Origin of the sequence: Dickeya parazeae Ech586 (assembly GCF_000025065.1) — a bacterium.
Lineage (GTDB): Bacteria > Pseudomonadota > Gammaproteobacteria > Enterobacterales > Enterobacteriaceae > Dickeya > Dickeya zeae.
The window spans coordinates 2,396,898-2,417,928 of the sequence record NC_013592.1; the positions used below are offsets into that span (position 1 = coordinate 2,396,898).

The 21,031-nt window shown below is 51.6% G+C and carries 21 protein-coding genes, 1 pseudogene and 1 other annotated feature; of the genes and pseudogenes, 14 read left to right on the forward strand and 8 right to left on the reverse strand.

The window, feature by feature from the left end; all coding sequences use genetic code 11:
• The first annotated feature begins 308 nt into the window (after nucleotides 1-308).
• Together DD586_RS10440 and DD586_RS21395 are read left to right on the forward strand one after the other, a co-directional pair.
• Nucleotides 309-578 carry a YciN family protein gene (locus DD586_RS10440; RefSeq protein WP_012884780.1) on the forward strand — a complete coding sequence of 90 codons (270 nt, stop codon included), beginning with the start codon at nucleotides 309-311 and terminating at the stop codon, nucleotides 576-578.
• A gap of 394 nt (nucleotides 579-972) precedes the next feature.
• The gene (locus tag DD586_RS21395; protein WP_012884781.1) at nucleotides 973-1,566 is read left to right on the forward strand and encodes a YolA family protein; all 594 of its coding nucleotides are present in this window, start codon (nucleotides 973-975) and stop codon (nucleotides 1,564-1,566) included.
• Between the two features lie 291 nt (nucleotides 1,567-1,857).
• Here DD586_RS21395 and DD586_RS10445 read toward each other — a convergent pair whose 3' ends face one another.
• Nucleotides 1,858-2,346, reverse strand: a complete 489-nt coding sequence (locus tag DD586_RS10445) for a hypothetical protein (RefSeq protein ID WP_012884782.1) — start codon at nucleotides 2,344-2,346, stop codon at nucleotides 1,858-1,860.
• A gap of 429 nt (nucleotides 2,347-2,775) precedes the next feature.
• Nucleotides 2,776-3,822 carry a protease SohB gene (gene sohB, locus DD586_RS10450; RefSeq protein ID WP_012884783.1) on the reverse strand — a complete coding sequence of 349 codons (1,047 nt, stop codon included), beginning with the start codon at nucleotides 3,820-3,822 and terminating at the stop codon, nucleotides 2,776-2,778.
• Between the two features lie 282 nt (nucleotides 3,823-4,104).
• On the opposite strand from sohB, the gene DD586_RS10455 reads away from it, so the two are divergent.
• Nucleotides 4,105-4,866, forward strand: a complete 762-nt coding sequence (locus DD586_RS10455; RefSeq protein ID WP_012884784.1) for a YciK family oxidoreductase — start codon at nucleotides 4,105-4,107, stop codon at nucleotides 4,864-4,866.
• 33 nt (nucleotides 4,867-4,899) lie between these two features.
• Entirely contained in the window at nucleotides 4,900-5,490 is a 591-nt protein-coding gene (gene cobO, locus DD586_RS10460) for a cob(I)yrinic acid a,c-diamide adenosyltransferase (RefSeq protein ID WP_012884785.1), read from the forward strand.
• A 61-nt stretch (nucleotides 5,491-5,551) separates the two neighbouring features.
• On the opposite strand, the gene rluB is transcribed toward cobO, so the two are convergent.
• The 4 genes from rluB to DD586_RS22365 form a co-directional block, all read right to left on the reverse strand.
• Nucleotides 5,552-6,442: a 23S rRNA pseudouridine(2605) synthase RluB gene (gene rluB, locus DD586_RS10465; RefSeq protein WP_012884786.1), complete on the reverse strand. Its 891-nt coding sequence runs from the start codon at nucleotides 6,440-6,442 to the stop codon at nucleotides 5,552-5,554.
• A gap of 213 nt (nucleotides 6,443-6,655) precedes the next feature.
• The gene (locus tag DD586_RS10470; RefSeq protein WP_012884787.1) at nucleotides 6,656-7,276 is read right to left on the reverse strand and encodes an L-threonylcarbamoyladenylate synthase; all 621 of its coding nucleotides are present in this window, start codon (nucleotides 7,274-7,276) and stop codon (nucleotides 6,656-6,658) included.
• A 230-nt stretch (nucleotides 7,277-7,506) separates the two neighbouring features.
• The gene (rnm, locus tag DD586_RS10475; RefSeq protein WP_012884788.1) at nucleotides 7,507-8,379 is read right to left on the reverse strand and encodes an RNase RNM; all 873 of its coding nucleotides are present in this window, start codon (nucleotides 8,377-8,379) and stop codon (nucleotides 7,507-7,509) included.
• A 189-nt stretch (nucleotides 8,380-8,568) separates the two neighbouring features.
• Nucleotides 8,569-8,694 carry a hypothetical protein gene (locus DD586_RS22365; protein WP_012884789.1) on the reverse strand — a complete coding sequence of 42 codons (126 nt, stop codon included), beginning with the start codon at nucleotides 8,692-8,694 and terminating at the stop codon, nucleotides 8,569-8,571.
• Nucleotides 8,632-8,731 (forward strand) — a sequence feature (Trp leader region). It overlaps the preceding gene by 63 nt.
• Nucleotides 8,732-8,753: 22 nt before the next feature.
• On the opposite strand from DD586_RS22365, the gene DD586_RS10480 reads away from it, so the two are divergent.
• The 6 genes and pseudogenes from DD586_RS10480 (at nucleotide 8,754) to DD586_RS10510 (ending at nucleotide 16,585) form a co-directional block, all read left to right on the forward strand.
• Nucleotides 8,754-10,316: an anthranilate synthase component 1 gene (locus DD586_RS10480; RefSeq protein ID WP_012884790.1), complete on the forward strand. Its 1,563-nt coding sequence runs from the start codon at nucleotides 8,754-8,756 to the stop codon at nucleotides 10,314-10,316.
• Nucleotides 10,316-11,911 (forward strand): annotated as a pseudogene (gene trpD / locus DD586_RS22270) (bifunctional anthranilate synthase glutamate amidotransferase component TrpG/anthranilate phosphoribosyltransferase TrpD). The gene DD586_RS10480 and the pseudogene trpD overlap by 1 nt, the downstream one beginning before the upstream one ends.
• An 8-nt stretch (nucleotides 11,912-11,919) precedes the next feature.
• Nucleotides 11,920-13,305, forward strand: a complete 1,386-nt coding sequence (trpCF, locus tag DD586_RS10495; RefSeq protein WP_041164935.1) for a bifunctional indole-3-glycerol-phosphate synthase TrpC/phosphoribosylanthranilate isomerase TrpF — start codon at nucleotides 11,920-11,922, stop codon at nucleotides 13,303-13,305.
• 15 nt (nucleotides 13,306-13,320) lie between these two features.
• Nucleotides 13,321-14,514 (forward strand): tryptophan synthase subunit beta, encoded by a 1,194-nt coding sequence (gene trpB, locus DD586_RS10500; protein WP_208855568.1) that lies wholly within the window; start codon nucleotides 13,321-13,323, stop codon nucleotides 14,512-14,514.
• Nucleotides 14,514-15,323 carry a tryptophan synthase subunit alpha gene (gene trpA, locus DD586_RS10505; protein WP_012884795.1) on the forward strand — a complete coding sequence of 270 codons (810 nt, stop codon included), beginning with the start codon at nucleotides 14,514-14,516 and terminating at the stop codon, nucleotides 15,321-15,323. The genes trpB and trpA overlap by 1 nt, the downstream gene beginning before the upstream one ends.
• 539 nt (nucleotides 15,324-15,862) lie before the next feature.
• Complete coding sequence (locus DD586_RS10510; protein WP_012884796.1) at nucleotides 15,863-16,585, forward strand: oligogalacturonate-specific porin KdgM family protein; 723 nt, start codon at nucleotides 15,863-15,865, stop codon at nucleotides 16,583-16,585.
• A 68-nt stretch (nucleotides 16,586-16,653) separates the two neighbouring features.
• Here DD586_RS10510 and ompW read toward each other — a convergent pair whose 3' ends face one another.
• Entirely contained in the window at nucleotides 16,654-17,286 is a 633-nt protein-coding gene (ompW, locus tag DD586_RS10515) for an outer membrane protein OmpW (protein WP_012884797.1), read from the reverse strand.
• Between the two features lie 283 nt (nucleotides 17,287-17,569).
• Here ompW and DD586_RS10520 point away from each other — a divergent pair, with 283 nt between their 5' ends.
• From DD586_RS10520 to yciA, 4 genes are all read left to right on the forward strand, one after another.
• Nucleotides 17,570-17,938 carry a YkgJ family cysteine cluster protein gene (locus tag DD586_RS10520; protein ID WP_095522555.1) on the forward strand — a complete coding sequence of 123 codons (369 nt, stop codon included), beginning with the start codon at nucleotides 17,570-17,572 and terminating at the stop codon, nucleotides 17,936-17,938.
• Between the two features lie 114 nt (nucleotides 17,939-18,052).
• Nucleotides 18,053-18,805 carry a YciC family protein gene (locus DD586_RS10525; RefSeq protein WP_012884800.1) on the forward strand — a complete coding sequence of 251 codons (753 nt, stop codon included), beginning with the start codon at nucleotides 18,053-18,055 and terminating at the stop codon, nucleotides 18,803-18,805.
• Nucleotides 18,806-19,000: 195 nt separating this feature from the next.
• Nucleotides 19,001-19,561, forward strand: coding sequence for a septation protein A (locus tag DD586_RS10530; protein ID WP_012884801.1), 561 nt, complete (start codon nucleotides 19,001-19,003; stop codon nucleotides 19,559-19,561).
• A 52-nt stretch (nucleotides 19,562-19,613) separates the two neighbouring features.
• A complete protein-coding gene (gene yciA, locus DD586_RS10535; RefSeq protein WP_012884802.1) occupies nucleotides 19,614-20,036 on the forward strand; it encodes an acyl-CoA thioester hydrolase YciA in 423 nt (140 codons plus the stop codon).
• A gap of 78 nt (nucleotides 20,037-20,114) precedes the next feature.
• Here yciA and tonB read toward each other — a convergent pair whose 3' ends face one another.
• Nucleotides 20,115-20,861, reverse strand: a complete 747-nt coding sequence (tonB, locus tag DD586_RS10540) for a TonB system transport protein TonB (RefSeq protein WP_012884803.1) — start codon at nucleotides 20,859-20,861, stop codon at nucleotides 20,115-20,117.
• Between the last annotated feature and the right edge of the window lie 170 nt (nucleotides 20,862-21,031).

The window sequence follows — 21,031 nt, forward strand, 5'->3', positions numbered from 1 at the left end:
GCCGCACGCATTCACTGCGCCGCAACCCTATGATCAATCAGGATTATTCTTTACTGCATCTCACTCATCGGCAACCGGTTCCATCCCGGCATAACGTAATTTTTCTGCCCGACGATGCAAAATCCCACACTCTACCTGATAAATAGCACCACGCAACCTAATTAGCATGTAAAACCGGTTTTCGCCAATCATTACTCTTGTGTTTATCGGCAAAGTAGTGAATAAAAATCAGTCAATTTGCGCTAAATCCCGCTCAGACGCTACAATAGCGCCAGAAAAACTAGGGTTACTTGCAGGAGAGAAAGACCATGCCTGGTTTTATACACATAAATGAAGAAAAAACACCGATTAGCCGCGAAGCCCTGTTACAGGAAGCCAATGCGCTGATTCAGAATCACGACGATTACCTGCATGGCATGATCGCCAATGCAGTCGAACAAAAAAATGGCGTACTGGTGTTTCGTGGCGAGTACTTTCTCGATAGCGATGGGCTCCCGACGAACAAAACCACAGCCGTGTTCAATATGTTCAAACATCTGGCGCACGTCTTATCAGAAAAATATCAGCTTGTTGATTAATACCAACCTTGCACCGGGAGCACACCGCCCGGTGCATCTTCGGTGTTGCAACTCTTCGGTGTTTTTAGTCTTCCCGGTTCACATGCCCTGTGGCATTCACCAATATTATCCTTTGCGCATTCGCGGTTATCCGCCGTCAGCCATGCTATGACCCTATGTTTTAGGCCGTAATAATGGAGAATGGCAACGCTACCATTAACAACACCCAAATAATTAAAAAAGAAATATAATAGACTTAATTTAAAAAGATATTATTTAAAGAGTAGCCATTCTTAAAAAGACAGAAAACATTTCACAACAAATATTGCGATTTATTTACAGAACAAAAATCATTATTTATACTCTCGAGCGATGCCTTATTGGCATCCATTAAAAATCATTTATGGAGAGTGTTATGAAAAAGCAATTTGGATTGCCTTTACTATTGTCACTCGCAGCAATTTTTAGTCATGGCAGTTATTCTCAGACCCTTAATAATACCAATGAGGCAGGACCACCTATTGAATTAGGTCTGACAGCGTTTGAATCACTGGAAAGTACAAGTCCGCTGTCTGCGGCCAGAGATACATCTCGCACCTCACAATCTGGCGCTTTACGAGCACCTGCCCCGGCCTTGTCTAGAGTTACCGTGTATGCTGTTGGTTCATCAAGTTGTGGCTGGGAATACATGACATCTGTTGGTCAGTCATCAACTACCTGTGATCACGGCGGTGCTCAACTAAGAGTGGCGGTGCAGGAAATTGGTTACGGCAGTAATCCAATTGCCTGGATGAATGGCAACTTATTACCCCGTTCAGCCAATTATCAAACTGACACCATTTGTGTTGTTGGGAATCAATACACATTCCCTTGTCCAGCGGGATATAACGTTGTTGGTTGGATGTACTATTATAACCTGGATGGAACTGATAACGGTCAGTTCAAATTCCAGGACACATCCACCAATGCCCCCATAAATACATTATTCACACAAACCTATATTAAATAACTCGCTATCTGAACAGCCCACCCGGGCTGTTTTTCACAGATAAAAACCTGTCACTAGTCTAATCTACCCGCCACCAACATAACAATAAATCAACCTTATTGTATGCACGTCATACATCAAGTTGTAGATGCAATGACTTTCCTGCAACTCGAATTATTTAGGGTATATAAAATCATAGTCCGAAAGTCAGAAAAATAAAAAATCCATAGTTCATATAGGCGACTATGGATAAAAAAGCAGCCAACATAGCAAAATTACTGACGAAATCGCTCAGTGCGTTTTCCCGCCAACTTACGCACGAACATCGGTCATCAGACTCTGCCCCTGTAAACGACGTAACGCATCGATCGTACCTTGTAGATTATCCGCACTTTGGCGATCATTGAGTGACAATGCGACAGCCATATTCTGTTGCAAGCGATTAAATACGTTCATCGGCTGCTCTGCATTTGAATACCCCAGAGAAGAAGCCCCCAGTCCGCCCGCAGTAGACAGTTCAGTAGAAGCCATCATGCCAACTAGCGGTGTTGTTTGATCAAGATCCAGTTGACCGCTGCGAATCAGGCGATTGACGGATTCATGTAGAGCAGTTGGCGTAATATGAGTAAAATCATAAGCCTCAGTCTGCACCGTGGTCGACTGGCTAGTCGGAGACACCGAACTCATATTCGCGGCCAGCAACGCAGCAAATGCCGACACGTCCTCTTTACGATGAGTAGCGTTATTTATCTGAGAGCGCTGATTCGCCAACAGGCTATATTCTCCAGTATCAATTTTCATCACACCTCCTTACGTCTATGATGGGAAGCAAAAGTCACCAGACCTGTTGGCAACATTTTGCAGACATCTGGATTGTCGGTTTAACCTTCATATCTTATGAAAACCGAAATTACAATCCATAAGAAATAATAAACAATTTAACTGGTTTTATCTAGTTTTAGTGAAAAAACCAGTTAACCATTCAAAATTTGAAATAAAACTAATTGAACGTGTAAGGTGGGCCACTAATAACATTAAAAATTATAATGGATTGAAAAATACAGTAATCTTGAATAGGAATGCCATACTCAGCAATAAAACTCAACGTACTGGACATAAAAGTCGTGATAAATCACAAGAAACCGATTTACCCACCTATCCGGCACGCCAAAATACACTGATGGTATTGATACAAAGGCAATACGCGGACAGGCAGGTCAAACAACCGACTTACAGGTGGGGATGATTTCCTCGTTGCCACCACCGCAGCATCAGACGTTCCAGCGCATCACTGGTACTGCCGGTTAACCGGTCCAACAGACGCTTGCGGCGGGTATAGCGTACCGCCAATACTTCGTGGTTTTCCATTTCAGCAATCAGTAGGTCGTCACTGGTGCCAATAGCATCCACCAGCCCCATGTCCTTCGCCTGTGTACCAAACCAGTGCTCACCGGTTGCGACCGATTCAATATCCAACGACGGGCGCATCTCGCTGACAAACTGTTTAAATAGCAGATGCGTTTCATTTAATTCCTGACGGAATTTTTCCCGCCCTTCATCCGTGTTTTCACCAAACAGCGTCAGTGTGCGTTTGTACTGGCCCGCCGTATGCAATTCCACATCAATATCTTTATTCTTCAATAACCGATTGAAGTTCGGGATTTGTGCCACCACGCCAATCGACCCGACAATAGCGAACGGCGCCGCCACGATACGATCCGCCACGCATGCCATCATATAGCCGCCGCTGGCCGCCACTTTGTCCACCGCTACGGTCAGGCGAATACCACGCTGCCGGATACGTTGTAACTGGGACGCAGCCAGCCCGTAGCCATGCACAACACCGCCTGGGCTTTCCAGGCGTAGCAACACTTCATCTTCCGGTCGAGCCACCGCCAGCACCGCCGACACTTCTTCTCGCAGCGAACTGACTTCGCCCGCGTCCATACTGCCGTTAAAATCGAGCACATATAAGCACGGGCGAGCGGATTTCTCCTCGCCACGTTTGGCTCGCTTCTTTTCCTGTTTGGCGGTTTCCTTATCTTCTTTTTTTTGTTTTTTCTCCAGCAGGTTACGCTCGGTGTCGCTCATAGCAGCAGAGCGCATCTCCTGCCGCATCTCACGGTATTGTTCGCCCAGATTAATCACCTGCAGTTCGCCTTTACGATGGCGTTTACGCTGCGTCATACCGACTGTCAGCACCACCAATGCGCCGATCGCGACGACAAGGGTGACGACTTTTGCCAGGAATAAACCATACTGAGAAAGTAATTCCACAAATACCGCCTTCATTGACCAATGTGATATATGACGTTGATTCTCAAACAACCATTACGGTTTACAGCGCGGGGCGCCGAGCTTCTAACCTAACGTATGACAAGCGTGATGGCGATGATCTTTATATATAAATTGAACTTTCCGCTGCTTTTTGCTGCGCAGTCTGTGAGAAAGCCGGACCTTCTGATTGAAAACACCTATTGTTTCAGGCATAAAAAAACCATGATGGCTTTTTAGGAACACCGCATCATCCACGAATGATGACAGCCAGAGGACACTGTTTTGCATTACCAACCGAAAAAAGATTTGTTGCAACACCGTATTATTCTGGTCACGGGTGCCGGTGACGGCATTGGACGCGAGGCCGCGCTGACCTACGCACGTCATGGTGCAAGCATGGTGTTGCTGGGACGTACCGAGAGTAAATTGCGGGACGTGGAACAACAAATCCTGCAAGAGTGCGGGACCCACAGTTATCTCATCCCCTGCGATATGCTGACCGCCAGCCACCATGACTTTGTGCAGATAGCCGGACAGCTTGGTCAGGCGCTACCGCGGCTCGATGGCGTGCTACACAATGCCGGTCTGCTGGGTGACATTGTGCCGATGGCTGAACAATCCGCTACCGTCTGGCACCAGGTCATGCAGGTTAACGTTAACGCGACTTTTATGCTGACACAGGCGTTATTGCCGTTGCTGCTGAAATCCGCCACTCCGTCGCTTATTTTCACCAGTTCCAGTGTGGGTCGTCAGGGGCGTGCTAACTGGGGGGCTTATTCGGTCTCCAAATTTGCGACTGAAGGCATGATGCAGGTGCTGGCCGAGGAGTATCGCAACCGCAACCTGCGGGTCAATTGCATCAATCCTGGTGGTACTCGTACCCCGATGCGCGCTGCCGCATTCCCCAATGAAGATCCGAACAAGCTCAAAACGCCAGCGGATATTATGCCGCTTTACCTCTATCTGATGGGGGATGACAGCCGCCGTAAGACCGGCATGAGCTTTGACGCACAACCCGACCGCAAACCCGGCCCAGCCGAATGATGCAACACACAATGGAACAAAGGGTATCCGCTTATGAGTGATGATCGTCACCAGCAACGTCAGCAGCGACTAAAAGAAAAAGTCGACGCCCGCATCGCCGCCGCTACTGATGTCCGTGGCATTCTGATGGTATTCACCGGTAACGGTAAAGGAAAAACCACGGCGGCCTTCGGCACGGTAACCCGGGCTGTCGGACACGGACTGAAAGCTGGCGTCATCCAGTTCATTAAAGGTGAATGGCCTAACGGCGAAAAGAATCTGCTACAGCAGCATGGGGTGGAGTTTCAGGTGATGGCGACCGGCTTTACCTGGGACACACAAAACCGCCAGACAGACACCGAAGCCGCCCAGCGTGTGTGGCAGCATGGCCTGCGTATGCTGGCCGATGACTCGCTCGATCTGGTGGTGCTGGATGAACTGACCTATATGTTGAGCTACGATTATCTGCCGCTGAACGATGTTATGACTGCACTACAGCAGAGGCCAGCGCATCAGAGCGTAATCATTACCGGCCGGGGTTGTCACCGCGACCTGCTGGAACTGGCGGATACCGTAACGGAAATGCGGCCGGTGAAACATGCCTTTGATGCCGGGATTCAAGCCCAGCAAGGAATTGACTGGTAGATATCAGGAAAGAACAACAGCAAAGAGGCTGCGCCAGTCGGCACAGCCTCAGACAAACCAATCAACCGTTGCGCTTCGGCGCACTGCGACGGTTACCAGACGGACGACTCGCTGCGCCCGTCTGTCCATGGCGTTTCACCGCACGGCGTATCTGGTTAGCCTTCACCCGACGGCGCTCACGCTCCACCGGCAGCTTACTGACCGTCTCTGGCGTCAGTTGCACCAGTTCACGCAAGTAGTTAACGTCAGCCAGCGGCATCTCCGTCCAGCCACCACGGGGTAACCCTTTCGGTAATTGAATATCGCCATAACGCACACGGATCAGACGACTCACCTGTACACCCACCGCTTCCCACAAACGACGTACTTCGCGGTTACGGCCTTCCGTCAGGGTGACGTTGTACCATTGATTCAGCCCTTCACCACCTTGATAACGAATCGCACGGAATGCCGCCGGGCCATCTTCCAGTTGAACGCCTTTACTCAATTGACGAATTTTATCATCACCCACTTCGCCAAAGACGCGTACGGCATACTCACGCTCGACTTCACGGCTAGGGTGCATCAGACGGTTAGCCAGCTCACCATCCGTTGTAAACAGCAGCAGGCCAGAGGTATTCACATCAAGACGCCCTACTGCCACCCAACGGTATCCCTGAATGCGCGGCAGACGATCAAACACCGTCGGTCGGCCTTCCGGGTCGCTGCGGGTACAGAGTTCCCCTTCCGGCTTGTAATACATTAATACACGGCAGACAGCTTCTTCAGTTTCACGAACTGACACCACATGTCCGTCGATACGAATTTTGGTCGCCCGGGTAACCTCAACGCGATCCCCCAACGTGGCAATCTTGCCGTCAACGCTAATGCGCCCGGCTTCAATCATACTTTCAATTTCGCGGCGTGAACCGTGCCCTGCACGCGCCAGCACTTTCTGTAGCTTTTCGCTCATTGAGCAACCTCTGATGTCGCCTTCACAGGCGTCGGGGGGAATGTCATTGATGACCAGAAATGCGTTAACTCATTAAAAATAAAGAGTTAACGCAGAATAGTGTGATTATACCTTGATTCAACCCATTTGTATGCCAAATGTTAGCGGCAATAGGCCTGATACCCGCGCCTGACCGTAGGTTTATTGCCAGAATAACGTATTACAGGAGACCGATTACAAAAACGGCGTTACATCCCCCGTGCCTTCGCGTACCACCACCGGTACATCTTCGGTCAGATCAATAACCGTGGTGGGCTGTTGCCCCAAAAAACCGCCGTGAATAATCAAATCCACCCGTTTACCCAGCTGTTCCTGAATTTCTTCCGGATCAGATTCGGCAAAATCGTTACCCGGCAGCATCAGCGTGGTTGACATTAACGGCTCATTTAGCACCGACAGCAAGTCCAACGCAATCGGGTTAGACGGCACACGCATACCAATGGTTTTGCGCTTATCGTTCATCAGGCGACGTGGCACTTCTTTGGTTGCCTTGAGAATAAACGTGTAATTACCCGGCGTATTATTTTTAATCAAGCGAAACGCGGCATTATCCACATACGCATAGGAGGACAACTCTGACAGGTCGCGGCACATCAGCGTGAAGTTATGGTTTTGGTCCAGCTCGCGAATACGGCAAATACGCTCCATCGCCGCTTTGTCTTCCAGCATACACCCCAGCGCGTACCCTGAATCGGTGGGATAAACGATAACACCGCTTTTACGCAGGATTTCCACCGTCTGGTTAATCAGACGCGGTTGCGGGTTCTGCGGATGAATATAGAAAAACTGACTCATGCTACATCCTCTGTCTTCTGAAAACGCGCCACTCTCAGGCCAACGACTACAACAGGAGAGACACGCTACAAAAAGCTGTATGAATACCGAGCGGGACGAATACGAAACCGATATAACGTCATCAATCCAGGTCACTGTCACTCTCAACGAGCCAGCACGACGTACCAACAACTGTCACCGTAACGCCGTAACAGCAACGGTGTAACCGTTGTTACCCACAGCGTGGTAACTTAGACCGCCAACGCCGGGTGCTGCCAGACTGGCTCCACGCCCGCAGGCAGCCACAATTTTCGACCCAACTCTATCCAGGCACAGGGTTGATGAAAATCCGACCCCTGCGACCCCAGCAAATGATAGTCGTGCGCATAACGCGCCAGTTGTGAACGCTCATCCGGCGCCTGCTGACATTGAGCAATTTCCATCGCTTCCCCGCCACAATCGGCAACATGCCCGATCAGGCGTTTGAGCCATTTGGTGGTCAGATCGTAACGGCCGGGATGCGCCAACACCGCCACCCCGCCCGACTGACGGATAGCGTCCACGGCTTGTTGTATTGTACACCACTGTGGCGGTACATAGCCGGTTTTCCCTTTCGCCAGGTATTTTTTAAACACCTGGGCGACCGTGTCGGCTTTTCTCTGCTCGACCAGATAGCGAGCAAAATGCCCGCGGGTGATCATGCCGCCTTCCGCCAGCCGCGATGCGCCGGCCAGCGCATCGGGGATAAGCGCCTTTTCCAGCCGATGGGCTATTTGTTCCGCCCGTTGCTGACGGTACTGCACCTGCTGTTGCAGCAACGAGGTCAACGCCGGATGGTCACAATCCATTCCCAGCCCGACGATATGAATTTCGTGATTTTCCCAGACCGTGGAAATCTCAACACCAGTAATCAACCGCAGCGGTAATGCCTGCTGCACAATAGCCGCACGCGCCTGCGCCAACGCGGCCGTGGTGTCGTGATCGGTAATTGCCAACACGCTGACGCGCATACTCACCGCTCGCTGCACCAACTCGGCTGGCGTCAGTAATCCATCAGACGCCGTGGTGTGGCTGTGCAAGTCATACAGGGGAAATGCAGGTGATGCGGGTAACTCATCTGGCACGTCGGGTATCTCGCTGTTTCAGGAAATTTCAGGCGGCATGATGCCATCAACCTGACGAAAAAGGAAAAAAGATCGGTCTATGCCGCCTGCTCTCGCCATCCTGCCATCAGCCACCAGACGTGTCCCCGAAAAAATCCGGTTAAATGTTATTGACTTCCTTTCTGCGTTCCAGTTAACTAGTACACAAGTTCAAGCGTAGCGATAAGCGAGGATATGGCGATGACGGTAACAACCCTGCTCCTGAAAAATCATGCTGGTTGGTGGCGCTTCTCCCTGTTGCGGGCGAAGTGATAACGCATAGCCATTTTCCGACATGCCTATCCTGAAACCCGCTGGTAGCGGGTTTTTTTATGGACAAAATACGAGTAAACATCATGCACACACCACAACCTGAGCTAGAGCTGTTGCGCGTCGACGCCGAATACCGTAACGACCCCAGCGCCACGTTCCACCAATTATGCGGCGCGCGTCCGGCAACGCTGTTGCTGGAGTCTGCCGAGATCGATAGCAAGCAGAATCTGCAGAGCTTGCTGATTGTCGACAGCGCATTGCGCATTACCGCCCTCGGCTCGCAGGTATCCATTCAGGCATTAACAGCTAACGGTGCCTCGCTGTTACCGTTGCTGGACAAGGCATTACCGAGCGATGTCACGGTCGATGTGCGTCCAAACGGCCGCGAACTGACCTTTCCTGGTATCAATGGTTTGTTAGATGAAGACGCTCGCCTGCGCTCGCTTTCAGTATTTGATGCGCTGCGCCAGATGTTGACACTGGTGATCTGCCCGCCGGACGAACGCGAAGCGATGTTCTTCGGTGGCCTGTTCGCCTACGACCTGGTGGCTGGTTTTGAGAGCCTGCCGCCACTCAGCCAGCAGCAGCGCTGCCCGGATTACTGTTTTTACCTGGCTGAAACACTGCTGATTGTGGATCACCAAAAACGGGTCACCCATTTGCAAGCCAGCCTGTTTACACCTGACGCCACTGAGCGTCTGCGTCTGCAACAGCGTCTGGAGCAGTTACAACACCAGTTACGTCAGCCTGCTCCAGCATTGCCGTACCAGACGGTAGACACCATGACACTGAGCTGCAATCAGAGCGATGAAGACTATGGTGCCGTCGTCAGCCAAATGCAGCAGGCAATTCGCATCGGTGAGATCTTCCAGGTCGTCCCGTCCCGTCGCTTCTCGCTGCCGTGCCCGTCTCCGTTGGCCGCCTACCAGACGCTGAAAGACAACAATCCGAGCCCTTACATGTTTTACATGCAAGATCAGGATTTCACCCTGTTCGGTGCATCGCCGGAAAGCTCGCTCAAATACGATGCCATCAGCCGCCAGATAGAAATCTACCCTATCGCTGGCACTCGCCCTCGTGGACGTCGCGCCGACGGCTCACTGGACCGGGATCTGGACAGCCGTATCGAACTGGAAATGCGCACCGACCATAAAGAACTGGCCGAGCACCTGATGCTGGTGGACCTGGCCCGCAACGATTTGGCGCGGATCTGCGAACCCGGCAGCCGCTACGTGGCTGACCTGACCAAAGTAGACCGTTACTCATTCGTCATGCATCTGGTCTCTCGGGTGGTTGGCACGCTGCGTCACGATCTGGATGTTTTGCACGCCTACCGCGCTTGTATGAACATGGGGACGCTCAGCGGCGCGCCTAAAGTCCGGGCGATGCAGTTGATCGCAGAAAGTGAGAAAACACGCCGCGGCAGCTACGGCGGTGCGGTAGGTTACTTCACCGCACGTGGCGACCTCGACACCTGCATCGTCATCCGTTCCGCCTATGTGGAAGATGGCATCGCTACCGTGCAGGCTGGCGCTGGCGTCGTGTTAGATTCCCAGCCACAAGCTGAAGCCGACGAAACCCGTAACAAAGCCCGCGCGGTTCTGCGCGCGATTGCCAGCGCGCATCATGCCCGGGAGGTGTTCTGATGGCCGATATTCTGCTACTCGATAACATTGATTCTTTTACCTATAACCTGGTCGACCAACTGCGTGCCAGCGGCCACAACGTCGTGGTATACCGCAACCAATTGCCTGCGGATGTGATCATCGAACGCCTGCAGCAGATGGAAAAGCCGGTGTTGATGCTCTCTCCTGGACCCGGTACCCCCTCTGAGGCCGGGTGCATGCCGGTACTGCTGCAACACTTGCGCGGCCAACTGCCGATCATCGGGATTTGTCTGGGACATCAGGCCATCGTCGAAGCCTACGGCGGTCATGTCGGTCAGGCCGGTGAAATCCTGCATGGCAAAGCCTCCAGCGTTGAACACGATGGTCAGGCCATGTTCATCGGATTACCCAGCCCGTTGCCGGTAGCGCGCTATCACTCGCTGGTGGGAAGCAATATCCCGGCTGAACTGGTGATTAACGCCAGTTTTAACGGCATGGTGATGGCAGTGCGCCACGATGAACACCGTGTCTGCGGTTTCCAGTTCCACCCGGAATCGATACTGACGACTCATGGTGCGCGTTTGCTGAATCAGACGCTGGACTGGGCTTTGGCTTGAATGGAAGGAGACACACGAATGCAACAGATTCTTGAGAAATTGTACCGTGCCGACATTCTGAGTCAGGCGGAAAGTCAGCAACTGTTTGCCGCTATCATTCAGGGTGAACTGGAGCCGACACAGTTGGCGGCGGCACTCATCAGCATGAAAGTGCGCGGTGAACACCCGGATGAAATCGCGGGTGCCGCGACGGCACTGCTGGCGGATGCCAAACCGTTCCCGCGTCCGGACTACCTGTTTGCTGATATTGTCGGCACCGGCGGCGATGGCTCCAACAGCATCAATATTTCTACCGCCAGTGCTTTTGTCGCGGCCGCCTGTGGCGTAAAAGTCGCCAAACACGGCAACCGTAGCGTTTCCAGCCGTTCAGGATCGTCTGATTTATTGTCGGCCTTCGGCATCAAACTCGACATGTCAGCGGAGTTATCCCGTCAGGCACTGGACGATCTGGGCGTATGTTTTCTGTTTGCGCCGCAATACCACACGGGGTTTCGTCACGCGATGCCAGTGCGCCAGCAGTTGAAAACCCGCACTCTGTTCAACGTGTTAGGACCGCTGATTAACCCAGCCCGTCCGCCGCTGGCGCTGATTGGTGTCTACCGGCCGGAACTGGTCGCGCCGATTGCCGAAACACTGAAAGTACTGGGGTATCAGCGTGCCGCGGTGGTACACGGCGGCGGAATGGATGAAGTCGCCATTCACGCCCCAACGCACGTGGCAGAACTGCGTGACGGGCAGGTAACCACCTACCAGTTAACCCCGCATGATTTCGGGCTGGACTCCTTCTCGCTGGACGATTTGCTGGGCGGCTCACCGGAAGAAAACCGTGATATTCTGGCCCGATTGCTCCAAGGTAAAGGGCAACCCGCGCACGATGCCGCCGTCGCGGCTAATGTGGCGCTCTTGTTAAAACTGTTCGGACAGGAAGATCTGCGGCAGAATGCCCAGCAAGCACTGGACGTGATTCATAGCGGTCAGGCTTACCAGCGTGTGTTGGAACTGGCAACCAGAGGATGATGATGAACATGCAGGAAACCGTATTAACCAAAATCGTACGCGACAAGGCACTGTGGGTAGCCGAACGGAAACAACAACAGCCGCTCGACAGTTTTCAGTCGCAGGTCACGCCCAGTTCGCGCCATTTCTATCAGTCGCTGAAAAAGGCCAGTCCGGCATTTATTCTGGAATGTAAAAAAGCCTCGCCCTCCAAGGGGTTGATACGGGCTGACTTTGACCCGGCTGCTATCGCGCGAGTTTATCAGGATTACGCCTCCGCCATTTCGGTGTTGACCGACGAGAAGTACTTTCAGGGTGACTTCGCCTTTCTGACCCAGGTGAGCGCTGCGGTTGCCCAGCCGGTTCTGTGCAAAGATTTTATTATCGACCCGTATCAGATTTACCTGGCCCGTTACTATCAGGCAGATGCCATCCTGCTGATGCTCTCAGTGTTGGATGATGACCAGTATCGCCAGTTGGCACAGGTGGCACACAGTCTGGATATGGGCATTCTGACTGAAGTGAGCAATGAAGCCGAACTGGCGCGTGCCATCGCTCTGGAGGCACGCGTTGTCGGCATTAATAACCGCGATTTGCGCGACCTCTCCATCGATTTGAACCGTACCCGCACACTGGCACCACAGTTACCCGCCAGCGTCACGGTCATCAGCGAATCCGGTATCAGCCGCTATGCCCATATTCAGGAATTAAGTCAGTATGCCAACGGCTTTCTGATCGGCAGTTCGCTGATGGAGGAAGACGACCTGTCCATGGCGGTGCGTCGGGTTATTTTGGGCGAAAACAAGGTCTGTGGACTGACTCGACCTGAAGATGCCGCCGCCGCGTTCCAGGCCGGTGCGGTATATGGCGGGCTGATTTTTGTTGCCAGCTCACCTCGCCACGTGACAACGTCACAAGCACGTACCGTCATGGCTGGCGCCCCGTTGCGCTATGTCGGGGTATTCCGTGACGCGCCACTGGCTGAAATCGTGGAAGCGGCATCATCGCTTCAACTGGCAGCAGTTCAATTACATGGCCATGAAGACGATGCCACCGTTGCTGCCCTGCGGGAACAACTGCCTGCAACCTGCCAGATATGGAAAGCCCAACCGGTCGGCGATACGCTGCCACCACTGGCATTACCACTGGTTGACCGGGTACTGCTCGACAACGGTCAGGGCGGCAGTGGTCAATCGTTCAACTGGTCGTTGCTGCAAGGGCAATCGTTACAGCAGGTATTGCTGGCCGGTGGCCTCAACCCGGACAACATCGCGCAGGCGGCCAAATTCGGCGCGGCAGGACTGGATGTTAACTCCGGCGTAGAATCGCAACCCGGCATCAAAGACTCACAAAAAATTGCGGCGGTATTTCAAACGCTGCGTGCGGCGCAATCCCGCCGCACCTCTCATGCATAAACAAGGTACAGGCTGATTATGACATTACTTAATCCTTATTTTGGCGAATTCGGTGGTCAGTATGTACCACAGATTCTGATGCCCGCCCTGCGTCAGTTGGAAGAGGCGTTTGTTAGCGCACAGCGTGATCCGGCGTTTCAGTCTGAATTCAGCGATCTACTGAAGAATTATGCCGGTCGCCCGACCGCGCTGACACGTTGTAAAAACCTGACGGCAGGCACCCGCACCACTCTCTACCTGAAACGTGAAGACCTGTTGCACGGCGGTGCCCACAAGACCAATCAGGTATTGGGTCAGGCGTTGCTGGCAAAACGGATGGGCAAAACAGAAATTATCGCCGAAACCGGTGCGGGCCAACATGGCGTCGCCACCGCGCTGGCGTGTGCGTTGTTAGGATTGAAATGCCGCGTCTACATGGGTGCCAAGGATGTAGAACGTCAGTCGCCGAATGTGTTTCGTATGCGATTGATGGGCGCAGAAGTCATCCCGGTACACAGTGGTTCTGCCACGCTGAAAGATGCGTGTAACGAGGCGCTGCGTGACTGGTCCGGTAGTTATGAAACGGCGCATTATCTGCTGGGTACTGCCGCCGGCCCCCATCCTTACCCCACCATTGTGCGGGAATTTCAGCGCATGATCGGAGAGGAAACGAAAGCCCAAGTGAAAGAAAGAGAAGGTCGCCTGCCGGATGCAGTGCTGGCCTGCGTCGGCGGTGGATCCAATGCGATTGGTATGTTCGCCGATTTCATCGACGAGCCTTCTGTGCGCCTGATCGGTGTAGAACCGGCAGGCCTTGGGATCGACACCGGGCACCACGGCGCACCACTGAAGCATGGTCGCACCGGTATTTACTTCGGGATGAAATCACCGATGATGCAGACGGATGACGGCCAGATTGAAGAGTCATACTCGATTTCAGCCGGTCTGGACTTCCCTTCAGTCGGTCCGCAGCATGCGTACCTAAACAGTATCGGGCGAGCTGAGTATGTGTCGGTAACCGACGACGAAGCGCTGAGCGCCTTTCGCGAGTTATCTCGTCATGAGGGTATCATCCCGGCGCTGGAGTCATCCCATGCGTTGGCACATGCGCTGAAAATGATCAACGCTGAGCCGGAAAAAGAACAAATCCTGGTGGTGAATCTGTCCGGGCGCGGCGATAAAGACATTTTTACGGTTCACGACATTCTGAAATCCCGGGGAGAAATCTGATGGAACGCTACCACGCTTTGTTTAAACGGTTATCTGAAAAGCAGGAAGGGGCGTTCGTACCGTTTGTCACCCTGGGTGACCCCACCCCAGCCTTGTCGCTACAGATTATCGACACGCTGGTTGCCGCCGGAGCCGATGCACTGGAGTTGGGTATCCCGTTCTCCGACCCGCTGGCAGACGGCCCAACCATTCAGAATGCCACGCTGCGTGCCTTCGCCGCAGGCGTAACCCCGGCGCAGTGTTTTGAAATGCTGGCCACTATCCGTCAGAAATACCCTGACCTGCCGATTGGGTTGCTAATGTATGCCAACCTGGTTTTCAGCAATGGTGTCGATGCCTTTTATCAGCGTTGCGCAGAAACCGGCGTTGACTCTGTGCTGGTTGCAGATGTACCGGTGGAAGAGTCAGCACCATTTCGTACTGCGGCCATGAAACAGGGTATTGCCCCTATCTTTATCTGTCCGCCGAATGCCGATGACGAGTTACTGCGTGAAATCGCTTCCTTTGGTCGCGGTTACACCTACCTGCTCTCCCGGGCCGGGGTAACCGGTGCAGAAACACGTGCTCAGCTACCGTTACATCATTTACTGGAAAAACTGCAGGAATACCATGCGGCGCCGCCGTTACTCGGTTTCGGTATTTCTGAACCGACTCAGGTGCAGCAGGCGTTAACATCTGGCGCAGCCGGGGCGATTTCAGGTTCAGCGATTGTCAAAATCATTGAGCGGTATCATGAGCAACCGGATACGATGCTGGCAAAACTGAGCGCATTCGTCAGCACGATGAAAGCAACCACCCGCACTCACTGATTTATCCCCCCCTTCGTTTTAACGCCATAGCCTGTTGACCGGCTATGGCGTTTTTCTTGTCAATCACTCCAGATCTTATCCACGGCGACACTGACCCCTTCCTTGCCCGGTATCTTGTCGTTTAGTTATGTCGCCCCTATCACTACATTCACCCTCACTCACAAGCAGGATTAACGTCACAAAATGATAAATATGCTCACAAATATGAATTTATTAAGAAGAAAATAAATTGTTAAAAATTAATTACAATAGAAAAAGTCAACAAAATTAAAATTTACAAAGACGTTTATATGTAACAAATAAAATATAAATGAAATAATTTAATTCCATTTTGTTGAAACATGGTTTTATTTCTATAGGCATAGATTTCCTGCTATGTAAATAGACGAACATCACACAATGAAATGGCTTTTCATTTTTTTCAATTTGATGTTCCTGATCACACATTTGTAAGCAGAGATAAATAAAAATCGGCATCGTGCTGCGCCACATCGGCGACACACCACTTATAAGAAATGATCTCTGAGAGGGTTATAACAATGAAATTTAAAATTCTGACAGTGATGGTTGCATCTTTGGTAAGTATGAGTTCAATGGCAGTGACGTTTGATTATCGCCATGAGATGTTAGATACCAAAAACGCCGATCACAAAGATCGACTGCTGATTTCGCACCGTTTTGACAATGGATTTGGTCTGTCTTCTGAAGTGAAGTGGAAACAATCCGGCACTGACACTACCCCAAACAAACCGTACAACGAACAAGTAAGTAATGGTACTGAAGTCACTGCCAGCTATCTGTATAAATTCAACAAAATGTTTAATACCGAGTTTGGCTTCAACCTGGTTACCGACAGTACAGGTAACACCTATCGTCCTTACATCAGAGGCGGGGTAAACTTTACCGATAGCCTGTACTATACGCTGCGTTATCGCCCGTTCTATCAGCGCATGGATGATAAAATCACCACATCAGGTGCTGACACCACAATGAAGGGCTACACGATTACCAGCGTACTGGGCTATAAATTCCTGGACAATTTCACAGTTGAATACGAGCTGGAATACAACAAAAATACCAAAGCAGGTGTAACTGGTTACCGCTTTGATAAAGACAGCGACAACTTCACTCACGACGTGAAGCTGGCCTACAAAATCGACAAAAACTGGACGCCGTACATTCAGCTCGCCAACGTTGAAGGCAGCAAAACAACTGACGAACGTCAGACTCGTTATCGCGTCGGTGTGCAATACAACTTCTGATAACCCTTATCGTGGTTATAAAAAAGGCGGAACCTCGGTTCCGCCTTTTTTGCTGGTTACGTCGTTTATTAGAACTTGTAACCGAAGCCAAACATAAACACCCAAGGATCCAGACGGGTTTTGATGCTCTGATCCTGACCTGCTGCCTTGAATTTTACAGTAGTATCGATATCCATCCACCATACCGACATATTCAACAGCCAGTTTTTATTCAGGTTGTAATCCAGACCCGCCTGTGCGGCAACGCCCCAGGAACTTTTCAGGTGCAGATCGGTTAACCCGGCATCCTGACCGGTCTGGTTAAATTTCTCATCAAAGAATGTCGTGTAGTTCAAACCAACACCCAAATAAGGGCGCAAACTGTCTGTACTCTGCCCAAAGTAGTACTGTGCCATCAGTGTTGGCGGTAAGTGTTTCACTTCAGCAATCTGGCCCACACCACCGACCCCCACCCGATGCTTAAACGGTGTTGCAGCCAGCAGTTCGACACCAATATTATCCGTCGCCATGTAGCCTAAAGTGAGGCCCAGTTGGGTATTGTTATTCACACTGAACGACCCCAAACCCAGCACATCATCAGAGCTGGTATGCGGGCGTACCGTTGCGGTTCCGGCACGAACAATAATATCCCCTGCCTGATGGGCTTGCGCCAGTGCAGGTACCATCGCCGCTGCTACCATCAATAAAGCAACCTTTTTCATTATCCACTCCATTTGTAATGGTTAATATCCGTGCGAACTATACCCACTAAGGGGTAGTTTTGTTTGAAGCCAGATCACATCCTGACAGGATTTTTATGGCAAAACGACCTCAATCAAATCATCCCAAGTCACTAAAAAACATAGAATTGATCCAAATCAAAAAGCACAGGAAAAGCAAATCCCCCGCAAGCACGAAAAAGAAGCTGCACAGCCTGACATTCCGGCGTAATGTTATTTTTTGAGCTGAGATTCAACGCCGAGTGAGGCCGGTGGATAATCAATGATGAGTCATCACAGTCACGCTAACCCTTGTATGGAATGCGGCGCATGTTGCGGTTATTTCCGGGTGTCTTTTTACTGGTCAGAAGCGAATGACGGAGGCGGCACCGTACCCGTTGAGCTGACTGAACCTATCACGCCTTTTCTGCGCTGTATGGCAGGCACAAACAGCAAACCGATTCGTTGCTGCGCGCTGGAAGGTAACATCGGCGAGTCGGTCAGTTGCCGCATTTATGCTCAGCGCCCTTCGCCATGCCACGAATTTGCGCAATCGGGTGAAAATGGTCAGCCTAATGATGCCTGCGATCGGGCACGCGCAGCCTATGGCTTACCGCCGCTCATCCCTGCCCGCTTGCCGCAGCCGTGCTCATAAATCAGAGCAAAAATAAGTAGATAGACGAAAGTGATGTCGGGGTGCCACGGAACACCTGAACGGGTTACAATAGCCAGCTAATTGCCTATTGCTAACTTTTGCCAAGGAGTTTTCATGCCTATCACGGCCAGCAGGTTGTACCGTGACACCTTGAATTTTACACGTAACCAGTTTTTCAGCATTCTTATGCTGTCGCTGCTGACGTCATTGATCACCGTCGTCCTTGGGCACGTCTTTACCCCCGATAGCGAGCAACTACAACTGCTCAGTAACAGCAACGTAGATTTATCCGCCATTGAGCAGCCAGGCATCAGCGATATCATTGCGCAACTCTCCCCCGAGCAACAACTCGTCCTGCTGAAGGCGTCCGCCGCAGGTACCTTTGCGACGCTGGTGGGGAATGCCCTGTTAACTGGCGGTATCCTTGTGCTGATTCAACTGGTCTCAGCGGGACACCAAACCAGCGCTCTGCGTGCCATTGCCGCTTCTGCTCCGCTGTTACCCCGCCTGCTTCTGCTGATCCTGGTTTGTACCTTGTTAATTCAGTTAGGCATGCTACTGGTGGTGGTACCGGGGATTTTATTATCCATCGCCTTTAGTTTGTCGCCGGTGATTGCCGTAACGGAAAAGCGCGGCGTATTTGCTGCCATGCGAGCCAGCAGCAAGCTGGCATTCGCCCATTTCCGCCAGACCGCACCAGCCGTCATGTTATGGTTACTGGTCAAAGTCGCACTACTGCTACTGATCGCCCGTTTGCCCATGGTGTCGCCAACCGCGATGGCGGTGATGTTAAATACTATCAGCAACATTATCTCTGCCATGCTGCTGGTCTATGTGTTTCGTCTATACATGCTGGTACGCGGTTAGTGCTACCTATCGAATGGGGGTGGCGCCAGCGCCGCTCCCTCTCACCGCGCCGTTATGGCGGTGATAACGTAATTTTCTGCAAATTGTTACGATAAATCGGGAATCGTGCCGCACAAACAGCGATAATAATTCGCAGAGAGTTCACCCTTTTTTGGTATATGCGGCCACACACCGGATACGTAACGGATTAACATAATGAAGCAACTTATTGATTTTATTCCTCTTATTGTCTTTTTTGTTTGTTATAAACTGTATGATATTTATGTCGCTTCGGGTGCATTGATCGCAGCAACAGCAGCAGCATTACTGTTTAGCTGGCTCATTTACCGCAAGATAGAAAAGATGATGCTGCTGACCTTCCTGATGGTGGCCGTATTCGGCACCCTGACGCTGGTCTTCCATAACGATCAATTCATCAAATGGAAAGTCACCATCATTTACACACTGTTCGCTACCGCGTTGCTGTTCAGCCAGTTTGTCATGAAAAAACCGCTGATTCAGCGCATGCTCGGCAAAGAGCTGGTCTTACCGGAAATGGTGTGGGCAAAACTGAACATAGCCTGGGCTATCTTTTTCCTGCTGTGTGGACTGGCGAACATCTATATTGCCTTCTGGTTGCCACAAAGCGTTTGGGTCGACTTTAAAGTATTTGGCCTCACCGGCCTGACTCTGGTATTTACATTACTGTGCGGCGTTTACATTTACCGTCACCTGCCGGGCGAACCGGAGAAGACGGAAAATGAAGGCGATAAATAACCCACCGCCACAGACTGATTATTGACTACTCACAAGCGGATTCGTTGATCCTATGAGCAAACAAGATGTATTACCTCACGGCGAGCTGGTGCTGCGCACCCTGGCCATGCCAGCGGATACCAATGCCAATGGCGATATCTTTGGCGGCTGGCTAATGTCACAGATGGATATCGGTGGCGCGATTCTGGCAAAAGAGATTGCAGAAGGCCGCGTTGTCACCGTTCGTGTTGACGGCATGACCTTTCTCAAGCCCGTTGCCGTTGGTGATGTGGTTTGTTGCTACGCCCGTTGCGTTCGTACCGGACGTAGTTCAATGACAGTCAATGTGGAAGTGTGGGTAAAAAAAGTATCAACAGACCCCATTGGCCAACGCTATCGTGCGACTGAAGCCCTGTTTACTTATGTCGCTGTCGATGAAGAGGGGCGTCCACGAGAGTTGCCGCAAGGGAAAAGCAACTTCGCACCAGAACAATAATCACCTTAACCATTCTGGAAGCATGACAATAAGGCACCACTTGCGGTGCCTTATTCATTGGTGCGACACTGACCCAGCTTATTCCATCGCCGTAGCGCCATTGACTTTGAAAATAATCGTCACCACCAGGTCTTTCCCTGGTCGATTCTCTTCATAACGCCACTTACGCATCGCCTGCCTGATATCTCGCTCGAACAGGTTTTGCGGTTCAGCTGACAACACCCGGACATTACCTACACGACCCGACTCATCCACATCGAACTGTACTTTAACCCGGCCTTCAATATGCAGGGCTAACGCACGGGCAGGATATTCCGGCTGAGCCCGATTTACCGGTTTGGGACCAGCCGGCTGGGCGCTGGCAACCGGTGCCTGACTAACCGGTGCCGGATTATGGCTCACGGTCTGGCTGGATGCGGGTGCGGCATTCGGCTCAGGCACACGTTCCTGGGGTTTGTCCTTTTGCGGCTCCAGCTTTTTCACCGGTTTGGGCTTTGTTTCCGGCTTAGGTTTCGGTTTCGGCTGAGGTTTAGGTTCCGGTAACGGAATGGGGACCGGTTTTGGCAACGGCGGCGGCTCAGGTTGAACCTGTGGTTCCGGCTCGGGTACCTGTGTTGGCTCTGGCTCAGCGGTCGGTGCGGGTGCGGCTTCCTGCGGTGCGGTGTTAACCATCATGACCTGGATCGGTTGTGGCGCCGTCGGCAGAGTGACTGATGTATTAAAAGAAGCAAACAACAACCCAGCTATCAGTGAACCATGGAATACGACGGAAACCAGTACAGGCCATGAGTATCGGTGGGTCAGGAAAAATGTTTTCTGCGGCATAGTTATATGATGTCCTCTCACCGCTCAAGTTTAAATGCAAATGACAATCATATTCAATAGCATCACCTCAATTCCTGTCATAAACGACGGTACGATTTATCCAGTTTCTGCCAATCAGACCAGGTTGGCCACAACGGGGATTGTTCCATTAGCATCATAGCGTATGATGA

What these genes read in the sequence shown, in the direction of transcription:
- DD586_RS21395 (WP_012884781.1), top strand. Translation starts at nt 973, where the DNA reads ATGAAAAAGCAATTTGGATTGCCTTTACTATTGTCACTCGCAGCAATT.
- DD586_RS10445 (WP_012884782.1), bottom strand. Translation starts at nt 2,346, where the DNA reads ATGAAAATTGATACTGGAGAATATAGCCTGTTGGCGAATCAGCGCTCT.
- trpA (WP_012884795.1), top strand. Translation starts at nt 14,514, where the DNA reads ATGGAACGCTACCACGCTTTGTTTAAACGGTTATCTGAAAAGCAGGAA.
- DD586_RS10480 (WP_012884790.1), top strand. Translation starts at nt 8,754, where the DNA reads ATGCACACACCACAACCTGAGCTAGAGCTGTTGCGCGTCGACGCCGAA.
- DD586_RS10440 (WP_012884780.1), top strand. Translation starts at nt 309, where the DNA reads ATGCCTGGTTTTATACACATAAATGAAGAAAAAACACCGATTAGCCGC.
- DD586_RS10525 (WP_012884800.1), top strand. Translation starts at nt 18,053, where the DNA reads ATGCCTATCACGGCCAGCAGGTTGTACCGTGACACCTTGAATTTTACA.
- DD586_RS10520 (WP_095522555.1), top strand. Translation starts at nt 17,570, where the DNA reads ATGAGTCATCACAGTCACGCTAACCCTTGTATGGAATGCGGCGCATGT.
- DD586_RS10510 (WP_012884796.1), top strand. Translation starts at nt 15,863, where the DNA reads ATGAAATTTAAAATTCTGACAGTGATGGTTGCATCTTTGGTAAGTATG.
- cobO (WP_012884785.1), top strand. Translation starts at nt 4,900, where the DNA reads ATGAGTGATGATCGTCACCAGCAACGTCAGCAGCGACTAAAAGAAAAA.
- rluB (WP_012884786.1), bottom strand. Translation starts at nt 6,442, where the DNA reads ATGAGCGAAAAGCTACAGAAAGTGCTGGCGCGTGCAGGGCACGGTTCA.
- yciA (WP_012884802.1), top strand. Translation starts at nt 19,614, where the DNA reads ATGAGCAAACAAGATGTATTACCTCACGGCGAGCTGGTGCTGCGCACC.
- ompW (WP_012884797.1), bottom strand. Translation starts at nt 17,286, where the DNA reads ATGAAAAAGGTTGCTTTATTGATGGTAGCAGCGGCGATGGTACCTGCA.
- trpCF (WP_041164935.1), top strand. Translation starts at nt 11,920, where the DNA reads ATGCAGGAAACCGTATTAACCAAAATCGTACGCGACAAGGCACTGTGG.
- DD586_RS10530 (WP_012884801.1), top strand. Translation starts at nt 19,001, where the DNA reads ATGAAGCAACTTATTGATTTTATTCCTCTTATTGTCTTTTTTGTTTGT.
- DD586_RS22365 (WP_012884789.1), bottom strand. Translation starts at nt 8,694, where the DNA reads ATGTCGGAAAATGGCTATGCGTTATCACTTCGCCCGCAACAGGGAGAA.
- tonB (WP_012884803.1), bottom strand. Translation starts at nt 20,861, where the DNA reads ATGCCGCAGAAAACATTTTTCCTGACCCACCGATACTCATGGCCTGTA.
- DD586_RS10470 (WP_012884787.1), bottom strand. Translation starts at nt 7,276, where the DNA reads ATGAGTCAGTTTTTCTATATTCATCCGCAGAACCCGCAACCGCGTCTG.